Source organism: Acidaminococcus sp. AM33-14BH (genome assembly GCF_003603525.1).
Classification (GTDB): domain Bacteria; phylum Bacillota; class Negativicutes; order Acidaminococcales; family Acidaminococcaceae; genus Acidaminococcus; species Acidaminococcus intestini.
Map to the genome: position 1 here is coordinate 17581 of NZ_QTNG01000009.1, position 13369 is coordinate 30949.

General features: G+C 50.7%; 8 protein-coding genes. 1 reads left to right on the plus strand and 7 read right to left on the minus strand.

Annotated elements, in window-relative coordinates; genetic code table 11:
- Window positions 1–19: 19 nt before the first annotated feature.
- The 7 genes from DW817_RS07380 to DW817_RS07410 all read right to left on the minus strand — a co-directional run bounded on the left by DW817_RS07380 (window position 20) and on the right by DW817_RS07410 (window position 9428).
- Window positions 20–796 (minus strand): glycyl-radical enzyme activating protein, encoded by a 777-nt coding sequence (locus DW817_RS07380; protein ID WP_009014596.1) that lies wholly within the window; start codon window positions 794–796, stop codon window positions 20–22.
- A gap of 40 nt (window positions 797–836) precedes the next feature.
- On the minus strand, window positions 837–3230 hold the full coding sequence (locus DW817_RS07385) for a pyruvate formate lyase family protein (RefSeq protein WP_016459407.1): 2394 nt from the start codon (window positions 3228–3230) through the stop codon (window positions 837–839).
- 326 nt (window positions 3231–3556) lie between these two features.
- Window positions 3557–4165, minus strand: a complete 609-nt coding sequence (locus DW817_RS07390; RefSeq protein ID WP_120111898.1) for a DUF4125 family protein — start codon at window positions 4163–4165, stop codon at window positions 3557–3559.
- Window positions 4153–5097 carry a DUF4037 domain-containing protein gene (locus tag DW817_RS07395; protein WP_009014599.1) on the minus strand — a complete coding sequence of 315 codons (945 nt, stop codon included), beginning with the start codon at window positions 5095–5097 and terminating at the stop codon, window positions 4153–4155. Before DW817_RS07395 ends, DW817_RS07390 begins: the two co-directional genes overlap by 13 nt.
- Complete coding sequence (locus tag DW817_RS07400; RefSeq protein ID WP_009014600.1) at window positions 5094–6023, minus strand: lipopolysaccharide assembly protein LapB; 930 nt, start codon at window positions 6021–6023, stop codon at window positions 5094–5096. Before DW817_RS07400 ends, DW817_RS07395 begins: the two co-directional genes overlap by 4 nt.
- Before the next feature lie 83 nt (window positions 6024–6106).
- Window positions 6107–7636, minus strand: a complete 1530-nt coding sequence (locus DW817_RS07405) for a sodium:alanine symporter family protein (protein WP_009014601.1) — start codon at window positions 7634–7636, stop codon at window positions 6107–6109.
- Window positions 7637–8159: 523 nt separating this feature from the next.
- A complete protein-coding gene (locus DW817_RS07410; protein ID WP_009014602.1) occupies window positions 8160–9428 on the minus strand; it encodes an NAD/NADP-dependent octopine/nopaline dehydrogenase family protein in 1269 nt (422 codons plus the stop codon).
- 387 nt (window positions 9429–9815) lie between these two features.
- On the opposite strand from DW817_RS07410, the gene nifJ reads away from it, so the two are divergent.
- A complete protein-coding gene (gene nifJ, locus DW817_RS07415) occupies window positions 9816–13322 on the plus strand; it encodes a pyruvate:ferredoxin (flavodoxin) oxidoreductase (protein ID WP_016459405.1) in 3507 nt (1168 codons plus the stop codon).
- Window positions 13323–13369: the final 47 nt, after the last annotated feature.

Here is a 13369-nt window from a genome sequence, read left to right on the forward strand (position 1 = left end):
CTCTCTTTTTAGGTTTCAATCATTGTACGGTAATATTGTAGGTACGAAGAATCTTGCGGCAGCGATCCATCATATCCAGCGTCGGGGTCTTGACGGATTTCATCATGTAGTCGCGGCCCAGTTTCTTATAGGTCACACTCCCCAGTGCGTGATACGGTAAAAGCTGCAGATAGACCAATCTGTCAAGATTTTGGCAGAATGTGCCAATCTTGTGGAGTTCTTCCTCCGAATCGTTGACTCCAGGAATGAGAGGGGTCCGGAGAATCATCTGAAACCCTCCCTTCTGGCGGTCCAAAAACTTAATATTATGAAGAATGATGCGATTATCAACACCGCAGTACTTTTTGTGAAGGCTCGGCGTGACCGCTTTGAGATCAACGTAAAACGTATCAACATAAGGAACCATAGCGGCAATAGTTTCTTCTTTTCCAAAGAAACTTGTTTCGACGGCTGTAGAAATGCCTTCCATCGAGGCCGCCTTCAAAAGAGCAAGAGAGAAATCAGGCTGGGCCAGGAGTTCCCCTCCGGAAAGGGTCATGCCCCCTCCGGAGATGAAGTAGAACGCGGTATCCTTGCGGACTTCCTTCATGACGTCCGTGACAGTCATTTCCGTTCCATAGGATTTACTGCCGTCCACCGTCGTTTCAACTTGAAACGCCTGACTTTCCGGCGTGGAACACCACTGACAGCGAAGCGGGCATCCTTTTAGGAAGACGACTGTCCTCATGCCATCACCATCATGGATGGAAGATCGCTCGATGCGAAGCACCATTCCTTTTGTCTGTTCCAGCGTCATTGCTCCTCATTCCTCTCTTGTCTTAGCCTATTGATTGTCCTTAACGGGCTGATTCGGTCCAGTGGTTGATTTCCGTACGTCCAATGATTTCATCCTGCGTTTCCTTGCCGAGTTCGACAAAGAAAGCTGTGTAGCCAGCCACACGGATGAGCAGGTCGCGGTGATCGTTCGGGTGTTTCTGGGCATCGATCAAGGTTTCGCGATCGACGCAGTTGATCTGGGCATGGTAAACACCAAGTACGCTCATGGTCTTTACCATGTTCATAGCATGAGTCATACCGTTTTCACCCTTGATGAGATCCGGTTCGAACTTCATATTGAGCTGCGTGCCCTGGGTAAAACGCGCATGCGGCAGGTGGCTGACTGATTTTAAAAGGGCCGTCGGGCCATTGACGTCCGTACCGCCCGTAGCACCGATGCCATCCGTGAGCGGTGTCGTTGCCTTGCGTCCGCTCGGCAGGGCCCCTACCCACTGGCCAATCGGCGTATTGCCTGATACAGGCAACATACCCAAGGTCATCTTGCCAAAAACCGTATCGTATTTTTCGAACTGGTCTGCCACATGGTTGAAAATTTCACCGACACAGAAGTCAGCCCGCGGATCATCATTGCCATATTTTGGGGCTTCAAGGCAAAGCTTCTGGATATCTTCATAACCTTCGAAGTTGGCATCGAGGGCCTTGATGAGAGTATCCATGGAGATCTTCTTTTCATCGAAGACAAGGTACTTCACATCAGCGATGGAGTTGATGATATCAGCCTGACCAACTGTAATGACACCGCCGCCAGCATTGTATTGGGCACCGCCTGGCTGGCTGTAGTCCTTGCCGACTTCCATACAGTGCTCATAGCTAAGAGACAGGGTCGGAACAGGGCGATAGTTCATGCTCAGGTAATCAAGGAGCTGGTTGCAGCTCACGATGACATCAACGGCATAGTCAATGTGCTTTTTCACGGCAGCAAAGAAATCGTCAAAGGTCTTGAAGTTTCTCGGATCCCCTGTGTGGATGGAGACCTGTTCGCCCGTAATGCGGCTTTTGCCGTCATTTAAAGCAAATTCAACCATGGCACCCATATTGATATCGGCAATGTCCGTATATTGCTTCATCTTCCCAGACAGGTTCGTTTCTACGCAACCGCAGGGGTTCCAGTTCCAAGCTTCACGAAGAGGAATGCCCTTGTTCTGGAGCATCTGGATACCTACATCGTTGGAGTAGATGGCCGGCATCGTAAGGCCCATGCCGATGGATTCGATGGCTTTACGGAGCAGGGAATCAGGGTTCTTGGAAATGCTGTAGGTCATGGCCATGTTCGGTTCCTTGAAACGAACATCTTCCGTGGCCTGAATCATCATGTAACTCAATTCGTTGCTGGCGTCGTTGCCATACTGGTCAATACCGCCGCAGCTCGTCTGGACCGTAATGCAGTAGCCGGCGGCATACTGAGCTGTAACTTCATCCTGGAAAAGGGACATTTCAGCCACTTTGATCCACAGGCAGTCAAGAAGTTCCTGAGCATCGTCATCCGTGAGGATTCCCGCTTCCTTGTCTTTCTTATAGTACGGATAAAGGTACTGATCGAGTCGGCCCAAGTTATAGCTCGAAGCATTCTGTTCCATGAAGCAGGCATATTCATAGGAAATGATGCTCTGGCAGGCTTCATAGAAGGTGCGGGCCGGATATTCCGGTACGTGACGGGTGACTTCAGCAATCTTTAAAAGTTCAGCCTTGCGAACGGGATCGTCGCATTCAGCGGCCATCTTTTCAGCAAGATCGGCATGACGGTGGGCCAGCAGGATGACAGCGTCAGCAGCTTTGATTTCTGCTTTATAGAAGAAGCTCTTTTCAAGGTCGCCCGGGTTGGCATCGTCCAGTTTAGCCAGGGCATCTTCTGCTTCCTTACGGATTGCAGCAAGACCCTTGGTGAGGATGCGCATCCAGCCCGGCGTGTTTTCGCCATAGCCGCGAACAGCTTTACGGTCGATGAAGATGGCGCCGTTGGCACGCAGCCGTTTGGCATCTTCTGGAAGCATGAGGTTCCAGCGGTCAAAGACGCATTTATTTTTCCAGTAATTCTGGACTTTTTCAGTGTAGACTTTCTTCCCTTCTTCACTCAGGTAGAAGGGGTCGAAAGGACGGGTGCTGATCGTGTCCAGTTCTTTTGCGATGACGCCAGAAGCGCTGTCCGGGTTCAGGATGCCGCAGCGAGGTTTAAAGCCAACACCTCCGACCAGCAGTTCATGAGGCTGGATATAGATGTTTTTCTTGGCGCATACATTGTAGTAGCCGTTGGCGCGCTGGATGATCCAGGGCTGCCCTTCCATCTCCTTGAACCCCTCTGTAAAGAACGCTGCGTCGTAAACGTCCATGTCAACGCGGGTTTGGAGGTACTGCTGACGCAATGCCTCAATTCGTTTCATGTACTCTTTTGCCATAATAATGCCTCCCTTTTCCTGCAATAACGTGATTTCCCAGGGAAATCTTTAAATGACTCCATTCATCTACCTTATTACGTAGCAAATCTTATGCCAATTCTCATATTTTTTATTCCGTTTCTAGGTGTAAGAGTCGGAATTATCAGTCTACTTGCGCCTTCTCGGTTTTTTATCTATATCATTTTGTGCAGTTTCTTTTCTTAAGGTTCTTTCTAAACAGCTCCCTATTATGCTAATTTTGCACTTTTTGCATGCAAACTATTTTGCGCTTCAGTTGGAGCAGCATATTCCCTGCCCATTTATTTGCACCCTTGGATTTATCAAGGCTAATGGGAGAGTTTTTCTTCAGCATCCCGCAGGGAATCATACCCATAAGCATGGACCGTTGCCCGCAGAATTTCTTCGTTCAGGTTGACGTCTTTTTCCAGGCAGCCCATGAGATAGGCCTCATAAAGGGCCAAGGTCGCTTCTGAATAAGTCAGGAGCTCTCCTTTGAGATAAGTCTCAAAGGCTGTATCAGCACTCCCGTCCTGGGTAATGCGCCTGCCTTTTTGGGAAAGGGCCGGGTATTTTTTAGCGATTTCTTTCTGCCAGTCCATATGGATGGCAGCAATGCGCAGGACGCGTCCTTTCTTTTCATCTGTAACTTGAGGCAGCAGATCCCGCACTTCCTTAAATTCCTTAGGCGAGGTCCACATCATCATATACCCGTATTTTTCGGCAAGAAGGTTACGTCCTTCTGCCTGAGCTGCCCTTAAATCGTTTTCATAACTTTCCAGAAGGGGCACATTCCAGGAAAGGAACTGGCTGCCCCTCATGATGAAGAAGGTTTTCCGATCATCCTGGCAGGACGCCCGTCCGCCGATATTATGGACCTTATCAAAAAGAGTCCATTCCCGCTCAATGAGGCGCTGAATGAGTTTCATTTTTTCCATAGTCTTGGTTCCTCCATGATATTGCGGCGGCGCAGCTCGTCGTCGTTGATCTTTGCCTGTACGTAAAGTGCATGCTCTGTAAGAAAAGTCCCCACGCCTTCCGGAACAAGTCCTGCATCCATCAAGGCGCGGGAAAGTCTTCCTGAAATTGCTTCCATGAGGGCCATGGACCGTTCTGTGTCCTGCGTCATAAGAAGGTCTTCAAATAAAGGCAGCGTGCCATACGTTTCGGAAAGGGTACCTACGCTCCGATAAAGCCATTTATAAAAAGGCGCATAGGCGTGGTTCAAATGATGGATCAGCTGCATAGCAGAAAAGAGGAATCCACTCTTGGAAAAAGTCATGGCTCCTAGGTCTTTCCGGGCAGTGCAGCGAGGATAGTTATACTGCCCCGCTTGAGCCATATAAAATAGGTCATGGGCCATCTTTGTCAACCACACATCGCGAGGGCAGGCGGTTTTGAGCCGGTGCCTTGTTTCTGTCATCGCTCCCGGTGCGTCATAAAACAGGGACCCGTTTACAGCCATGGAAAGACGCGCTTCATCGCAGTGCATCCAGTCCGCCAAGGTCTGGGGTCCTTTTTCAAATCCAGTTAAGCGCTGAAAAAAAACTTCTATAATAAGGACGCCAACTCTCTTAGGACCGTCCAATTCCCGCCGAGGCGGCATGCAAAGGAAGCTTTTGGGAAGGGATGCATAGAGCTGACGAAGCCGTTCTTCCCATTGGGGGGCGTCCTTTTTCTCAAGAAAGAGCATGACGCCGGGGCCCCAATCATGGTCCCGGGAAATGGCGTCATCAAAAGAAAAACATTCGGACCCTTCGCCGCAAAGGCCCGCCGCAAGGTGGGGCAGCACGTCAGGAAGATCCGTTTCGATTTTAGGACGAGCCACTTCTTCCCAAAAGCGGTGCGAAAGAGCAAGTCCCTGCATCATAGCATCTCTCCCGTAAGGCGTGACGCAAGGGTTTTCATTTTCTTCACCTTACGGTGATTTTTGCCCCATAGAGCTTCGTAAATAGCGCCTGCCATAAGGCAGCAGGCGGCTGCCTTTTCGCGTTCCCCCATTTTTTCGTAAAGGGTGCCCCGATTTTGAAAGGTAATGCCATATTCCTCATTTTCTCCGAAAAAGCGTTTGACCCAATCTGCTGCGTCTTCAAAGTGACGAAGAGCAAGGTCATACTGCCCTTTTTTGGTATAAAGGCTGCCTAAACCGTTAAGGACCGCTCCATAATGGACGCGACCTTCTTCCGGACAGGCTTCATAGGAGGATTTAGCCATCTTGTAAGCTCGCAGTGCCTCGTCGTCCTGGTCCATACCTGCATAAAGAATGCCCAGGTTGCAGCACGTAATGGCCCGTTCTTCAAAGCGATCACTTACTTTCATGAGCCGTGCCAAGGCCTCTTCAAGAGCAGCCGCGGCTTCTTTAGGGCGTTCCATTTCCTGATAAAGAATGGAAAGGTTATTGAGACAGGATAAATAGGCATAGGATTCCTTCTCCCCCGCCTCAGTCAGGATCTCCATGGCCTCGTCATAAAGGCTTTTGGCACCGCTGTAATCTTTGGCCAGCCGTTTTGTGCCCGCAAGATTAATGAGAAGCGTTGCATAAGGAACGCCCCTCGTCTCTCCCCGATCATCAAGGATTTCCTTTGCCTTCATAAAAGCGGCATAGGACGCTTCATAATAGCTGCGGCCGCGGTAAAAGGAGCCCAGTTCATTTAAGGCTGACAGCATAAGGTCAGATTCTCTCCCCTCTTCATAGGTGCTGTTTGCAATTCCCGTTAGATAGGCTTCCACACCTGCCGCGTCGCCCTTTTCGTAAAGAGCATCAAGGTGCTCATAGAATTCGTGGACCGTTGTCATTTTAAGTTTTTCCTTTCTGATGAAAAGAAGGACTTCCTTCACGCCCGTCCGGCATCAAGAAAGCCCTCCAAATGGTCAGTGCCTTATGGCTGGTTGATCACACATTCTTTTTTTGTGTCCGCGTCAATACGATCTTTATTGATATCCATCCAAAGGTCACAGTTCTCAATCCCCAGTTTTTCCGGATTGAAATAAGGCATTTCCACACCGGCATTACGCTGCGCAATATAGTCATCATAGGTTTTCTTGACAACAGGCAGGAGTAGGAGCAAGGCGATGAGATTGAACCAGGCCATGAGGCCAAACATGACTTCACTGATGGCCCACGCCGTCGTCGCCGTTACGTTAGCCCACACGAAGAAGAAAATCGGCATCAAGATACGAATGATCCAAATTCCTGTCTTACGCAGATGGGGATGAGTATCCTTCATCAAATAAGCAAGACCCGATTCGCCTTCATAGTAGTAAGCAATACAAGTGGAATAAGCAAAACAGGTAAGGGCAATGGCAACAAGGGAACCGCCAGCACCAAAAGCGGTCTTGGCCGCCTCCTGGACCCAGACAACACCCGCCGTATTGGTTGCTGCCTGTTCGGCCATGGCAGAAGACCCGGACCCAACATACATATAAGCCTTTCCATCAGGTCCAAGGACGTTGAAGCAGTCCGTAACAAGGGCCATCATGCCGGAACAGAAGCAGACAAGGACGTCAACATAAACGGAAAACGAGTTGACAAGGCCCTGGGTGGCAGGATGCGGCGTTTCTGCCGTTGCACCAGAAGGCGGCGTTTCACCAAAGCCAGCGCCGGAAGAATTGACAGCACGTTTGACGCCGTAGGAAAAAGCAGTTCCCATCATGCCACCGAAGACAGCACCCGAATCAAAAGCACTGTCAAGGACCATCCGAATGGTCGGCATAAAGGCATCAGCCTTTGCAACCATGACGTAGATGGCAAGGACCCAGTAACCAATGGTCATAAAGGGAACGATAATAGTCGAAATCTTGGCAATGCGGCGGATTCCGCCAGAAATAACAGCAAAAAGCAGGAGAGCAATGACGCCGCCTGTAACAGGCCGGGCAACGCCAAAGCTGTTTTCAAAAGCCATGGCAATATTGTTGGCGCTCGGTCCCGTTACAAGGATTGGTACGCCAATGCTGCAGAACAGGGCAAAAACAATGGCCATAAACTTACCCAAGGCCTTATGGCGGATGCCTCGCTCCATATAGAAATAGGGGCCGCCGCGGTACTGGCCATCCTGACGGATCTTGTAGATCTGACCTAAGCTGTTTTCCGTATAGGAGACAGCCGATGTAGCAAGGGCCGTTACGAGCATCCAGAAGACTGCACCCGGTCCGCCATAGAGGATAGCTACCATGACACCGCCGATGTTGCCGACGGCAACACTGTAGGCAACAACGGAACAGAACGTTTCAAAAGGAGACAGTCCTTCCATGGAACCTGAGCCCGAGCGGAGGAGCTTCCATTGAAGAGGGATCTTCGTAATATTGCCAAATTTCATGGCAAAGCAGAAAATCAAAGCCGAACCAAATGTCAAGATGATCAGAGGGGTGGACCAAATCAGGTTATCTAACCACATAATGAAATCAGACATAAACTTTCCTCATTTCTTTGACAGATAGGAAAGCCACATCTGGCAGCAAGTGGAACCTCTCGGTCCCAGGAAAGGGCGTCCTCAAGAAATTCCGTCAGCGAGTCGCTTCTTTCCCTTGTTACCAGTTAGGGCTTCCTAGGAGAACCATATTCAGTTAGTCAGGGTCCCTGTTGCGTACGGGGTGCATCTTTTTCTTTATTAAGGTAAAGTGAAGAGGCAATAGAAGAGGCCGCCTTCTCTATTTCTATAGAATCGCGCTCAATGCAGCAGGCCTTCTGAGAAGATTATTTACGGGTCTAGTGAAGAATTTTTCAGGTTTCTATTTGTATAATAATTGCTAATTTTCTGTATATTTTATAGTAAAAAGAAAGAGTGAAGGCTCCTTACGATGGAAGTCCCTTAGAATAATTGTGAAGGCAGGATTTTGGCTTCATTAAAAAGTGGGGAGAGCCTTTCCGTTAACAGCCCTCCCCATTTTTGCAACGCGCTAGAGGCAGCCCAAAGGGTGCACTGCAGTCATGGATTATGCTTTCGGCGTGAATTCACCTTCGCGCAGGTACTTCTGGAGCTGAGCATCCGTCATATGGCCAATGTCGAGGTAATCCAGCGTGTACTTGCTGCCGGCAGCCAGATCCCGTTTTAGCATGGTGCTTGCAAGAAGGATCATGGAGTCGATGATCGGGGTCGGTACATTGTATTTCTTGCCGAGCTGGCTCATGAGGTAGCAGCCAACTGGAACGTCTTCCGTGATGTACCGGTTTTCCAGGTCGAACGGACCATCGCCGAAGAAGTTTTCATATTTTTCTTCATACGGTACAGCGAAGTCAGGACCCATGTATTCTTTCCCATACATGGTGGTACGGGAGAAGAAGTCTTCATAGTTTACGGTGCAAAGGTCGATGCTCATGGCCTTGGCAAGGGCTTTTTCTTCTTCCCAGAAAGCAGCCTGGACTTCAGCAATAGCCGGGCAAGCACCGAACCCATAGAGGGAGTAGTTCTTCTTTTCCTGCCCCAGGACGGTGTCGAAGTTCTGCATGGTGGAAACGGCCAGAACCGTGCCAGGAACGTGGATAACAGGGTTGACGTTGGACAAGTTGATATCCATGACGGTGTTGCCTGTTACAAATCCGTGGTGGAATTCCTCCCCCTTCTTGGAGATGGTGACTTCGCCTTCTGCGTCGATGATGGCACCAAAAGCAGGAATGTAGTAAGCAGAAGCCATGAAAGCTTCGTTATCTTTGGTCGGCAGGGCGCAGCCGCGGATCGTGGTGATGCGGTCTTCAACCTTGCATTCGTTGGTCGTAACGCCGCCGCGTTTCACAACACGGATACCGTAAGGAGCGGTGTACCAAGAACCAACGATGACTTTCTTAGTGCATTTCAGTTCGCGCATTAGTTTGCGGAATACGAGGGTACCGCAGTTATCCGGCAGGATGTGAATGACTTGCCCATCTTCGAGAAGAGGAATCAATTCACGGAAGATGCCTTCGTGAGCGATAGCAACAGTTGCCACGATGATGATGCCAGCACCCTTGACAGCTTTTGCCATGTCATCGGTTGCAAGGGCAACTTTGGCCGTTCCTTTGCGAGTGTAACCAAAGAAGCTGAACTGGTTGCCCGAAAGGGTAATGCCCGTCTTTTCAATGTTCAGGAAATTCGTTTTAGCGAATCTCGGCTGATCCCAGATGCGGACTTCCTTTCCTGCAAGGGCACAGTCAGCAGCCATCGTCTTGCCGACAGCACCGCCACCCAGTACAGCAATTGGCATGTCTTTCAAATAGCTCATATCCATTTGTTCGTTCCTCCTTTATTTGGTACCGGCTCTCCGGTCCATTGGCTTGGATTTGTCTTCCTTGCCTTTTGTTGCCTTAATTATAGTGAACTTCTCTTTTGCACTCTTTGCGGAAACACGCAATTTATTTGCCAATTTTCAGGTATCGCAAAAATGGCCCTTCCCTTTTCAAAAAGCATCCAATATAAGACGGGGAAAGGATCTGTCAAATTTTTTGCATTTTCTTTCTTTGAAGAGAGGGTGAAAAAGTGCAAAAAATATGTGATGGGGTGCAAAGCATCAAAAGGACAAAACGGGTATAAATGAAGTAACAAGATACAAAGGTGGACTTTTCCGAAAGCGGCTTTCGCTTTTGCTATGAAATCCATTATTAAGGGAGGATGTATCATGACCAAGAAAATCGAAATCATGGATGGGAACCAGGCTGCGGCCTACATTTCCTACGCCTTCACAGAAGTGGCTGGGATCTACCCCATCACCCCGTCATCCCCGATGGCGGAACATGTCGATGAATGGGCGGCCAACGGTAAAAAGAACCTCTTCGGTCAGCCTGTCCACGTTGTTGAAATGCAGTCCGAAGGCGGTGCTTCCGGTACTGTTCACGGTTCCCTGCAGTCCGGCGCCCTGACGACAACCTACACGGCTTCCCAGGGGCTGCTCCTCATGATCCCGAACATGTATAAGATTGCCGGCGAAATGCTCCCTGGCGTCTTCCACGTATCGGCCCGTACCTTGAGTGCGCATGCTCTCTCCATCTTTGGAGACCACTCCGACGTCATGGCCGTACGCAATACGGGCTTTTCGATGCTGGCTTCAACGAGTCCGCAAGAAGTCATGGACCTCGGTGCTGTAGCACATTTAGCAGCCATCCACTGCCGGATGCCTTTCCTGCACTTCTTCGATGGCTTCCGTACGAGTCACGAAATCCAAAAGATTGACGCCCTCGATTACGAAGACCTGAGACCTTACGTTGATTACGATGCCATCAAGGCCTTTCGCAAAAACGCCCTCAATCCGGAACATCCAGCCACCCGCGGCTGCACCGTCAACCCGGATATCTTCTTCCAGTGCCGCGAAGCCTGCAATACGCGCTTTGCCGCCATTCCGGATGCTGTTGAGCACTACATGGATGTCATCAACAAACTGACGGGACGTGATTACCGTATCTTTAATTACTATGGTGCTCCTGACGCGGAACGGGTCATTGTCATCATGGGTTCCGGTGCGGAAACGGCCAAGGAAACGGTTGATTTTCTCACGGCCAAAGGCGAAAAGGTCGGTCTCCTCGTTGTCCACCTCTATCGTCCCTTCGCAGCAGACCGCTTCCTTGCAGCCATGCCGAAAACGGTCAAGAAGATTGCTGTTTTGGACCGCACGAAAGAACCGGGCGCCATGGGCGAACCGCTCTACCAAGATGTCAGCAGCCTCTACAAGGCAAAAGGCGCCGATGTCACCATCGTCGGCGGCCGTTATGGTCTTTCTTCCAAAGACACGACGCCGGATCAGATGCTTGCCGTCTATAAGAATCTTGCCCTTGACACACCAAAAAATGACTTCACCATTGGTATCGTCGATGATGTGACGAATACGAGCCTACCCAAGGCCGAGGCCATCCACACGGCACCGGAAGGTCAGATGAGCGCTGAATTCTGGGGCATGGGGTCTGACGGGACGGTCGGCGCCAATAAAAACTCCATCAAGATTATTGGCCACACGACGGACCTCTACTGCCAAGCCTACTTCGTCTATGATTCCAAGAAATCGGGCGGTCTTACTCAGAGTCACCTGCGTTTTGGCAGGAACCCCATCCGCAGCCCGTACCTCATCCAGGCCGCAGATTTTGTTGCCTGCCATACACCGAGCTACGTGACAAAATATGATATGGTGAAGAACCTCAAAGAAGGCGGCACATTCCTTCTTAACTGCGCCTGGAGCGATGAAGACCTTGACCGGCACCTGCCTGCTTCCATGAAGCGCGCCCTTTATGCCAAAAAAGCCAAATTCTATACCATCAACGCAACGGCCATTGCTCGTTCCATCGGCCTTGGCAACCGCACCAATACGATCCTTCAAGCTGCTTTCTTTAAGCTCCTTGGCATCATTCCTGTGGAAGAAGCCGTCAAGGCCATGAAGGAAGCCATCTATAAGACCTACTTTATCAAGAAGGGTCAGGCTGTTGTCGATAAGAACTATGCCTCCATCGATCACGGCATCAACGAGCTCCACAGCGTCACTATTCCCGAAAACTGGAAAGATGCTCAGGATGCTCCCAAGCAAGACAAAGCCCCAGCCTTTATCAAGGAAGTCGTCAACGTCATGAACCGTCAGGAAGGTGAAGTCCTCCCCGTTTCGACCATGACCAAGTACGGGCTCGAAGATGGGACCTGGCCTGCTGGCACGACGAAGTACGAAAAACGCGGAGCTGCCGTGGAAGTACCTGAATGGCAGACAGCAAACTGCATCCAGTGCAACCAGTGCGCCCTCGTCTGCCCGCACGCAGCCATTCGTCCGATCCTCGTTGATGCAAAGGAACTGGCCGCTGCTCCTGCCGGTTTTGCAACGAAGAAAGCCATCGGTCCAGCCCTTGCTGCCTACGAATATCGCATGCAGGTCTCTCCGCTTGACTGCACGGGCTGCGGGAGCTGCGTCAATGTCTGCCCAGCCAAGGAAAAAGCTCTCGTCATGAAGCCGCTTGAAACCCAGTTGCCTCAGGCTCCGCTGTGGGATTATGCCGTCGATACCGTTTCCATCAAGAAAGATGCCGTCAGCGATAAATCCATCAAGGCTTCCCAATTTGCCAAACCTTATTTCGAATTCTCCGGGGCCTGCGCTGGCTGCGGCGAAACGCCGTACATCAAGCTTGTAACCCAGCTGTTTGGTGACCACATGTACATCACGAACGCTTCGGGCTGTTCTTCTGCTTACGGCGGCTCCACGCCTAGCTCCCCATACTGCACGGATAAGAGAGGATTTGGACCAAGCTGGGCCATGTCCCTTTTCGAAGACAACGCCGAATATGCTTATGGCTATCTCCTCGGCCAGGATTCCATCCGCAACGAACTGAAAGATGCCGTCAAGGCACTCCTTGATAAGGGTGTTGCCACAAAAGCCTGCGAAGCCTACCTTAAGGATGCGGACAGCAAGGAACGGTCCCGCAAGGTCAGCGACGATCTTCTCGCTGCACTTGAAGGCGTCACCGAACCGGAAGCGGTCATGATCCGCGAAAACAAGGAATTTGTCGCTAAAAAGAGCGTCTGGGCCTTTGGCGGTGACGGCTGGGCCTACGATATCGGTTACGGCGGCTTGGACCACGTCCTTGCTTCCGGCAAAGACATCAACATTCTTGTCCTTGATACGGAAGTCTACTCCAACACGGGCGGTCAGTCCTCCAAGGCAACCGGTGCCGGTGCGGTCGCTAAATTCTCTGCCGGTGGTAAACCGACAGCGAAGAAGGACCTGGGCATGATGGCCATGAGCTATGGCTACGTTTATGTTGCCCAAGTGGCCATGGGCGCCGACCCGAACCAGACCCTCAAAGCCATCCGCGAAGCTGAAGCCTATAACGGTCCTTCCATCGTCATCTGCTACTGCCCTTGCATCGAGCATGGCATGAAGTGCGGCATGGGGCTCAGCCAAGCCGAAGAAAAGAAAGCCGTCGAAGCTGGTTACTGGCAGCTCTACCGCTACAATCCGGAAAAAGTCGGAACGGAAGAAAATGCCTTCACCCTCGATTCGAAAGCACCAAAAGGCGATTTCCGGGCCTTCCTCATGGGCCAGAACCGCTATGCTTCCCTAAAACTCGCCTTCCCGGATAAAGCAGAAGCCTTCTATGAAAAAGCTGAAGCTGATGCCAAGAAACGTCTTGCCCGCTACGAAATCCTTGCGGGCCGCTAACAAGCCGATTCCATAACTTTCTTATAGGCCTGCCACCTCCTTGGCGG

Excerpts from the sequence above, each read along its gene's own strand:
- nifJ (WP_016459405.1), top strand. The coding sequence starts at position 9,816 with ATGACCAAGAAAATCGAAATCATGGATGGGAACCAGGCTGCGGCCTAC.
- DW817_RS07410 (WP_009014602.1), bottom strand. The coding sequence starts at position 9,428 with ATGGATATGAGCTATTTGAAAGACATGCCAATTGCTGTACTGGGTGGC.
- DW817_RS07400 (WP_009014600.1), bottom strand. The coding sequence starts at position 6,023 with ATGACAACGGTCCACGAATTCTATGAGCACCTTGATGCTCTTTACGAA.
- DW817_RS07395 (WP_009014599.1), bottom strand. The coding sequence starts at position 5,097 with ATGATGCAGGGACTTGCTCTTTCGCACCGCTTTTGGGAAGAAGTGGCT.
- DW817_RS07390 (WP_120111898.1), bottom strand. The coding sequence starts at position 4,165 with ATGGAAAAAATGAAACTCATTCAGCGCCTCATTGAGCGGGAATGGACT.
- DW817_RS07405 (WP_009014601.1), bottom strand. The coding sequence starts at position 7,636 with ATGTCTGATTTCATTATGTGGTTAGATAACCTGATTTGGTCCACCCCT.
- DW817_RS07380 (WP_009014596.1), bottom strand. The coding sequence starts at position 796 with ATGACGCTGGAACAGACAAAAGGAATGGTGCTTCGCATCGAGCGATCT.
- DW817_RS07385 (WP_016459407.1), bottom strand. The coding sequence starts at position 3,230 with ATGGCAAAAGAGTACATGAAACGAATTGAGGCATTGCGTCAGCAGTAC.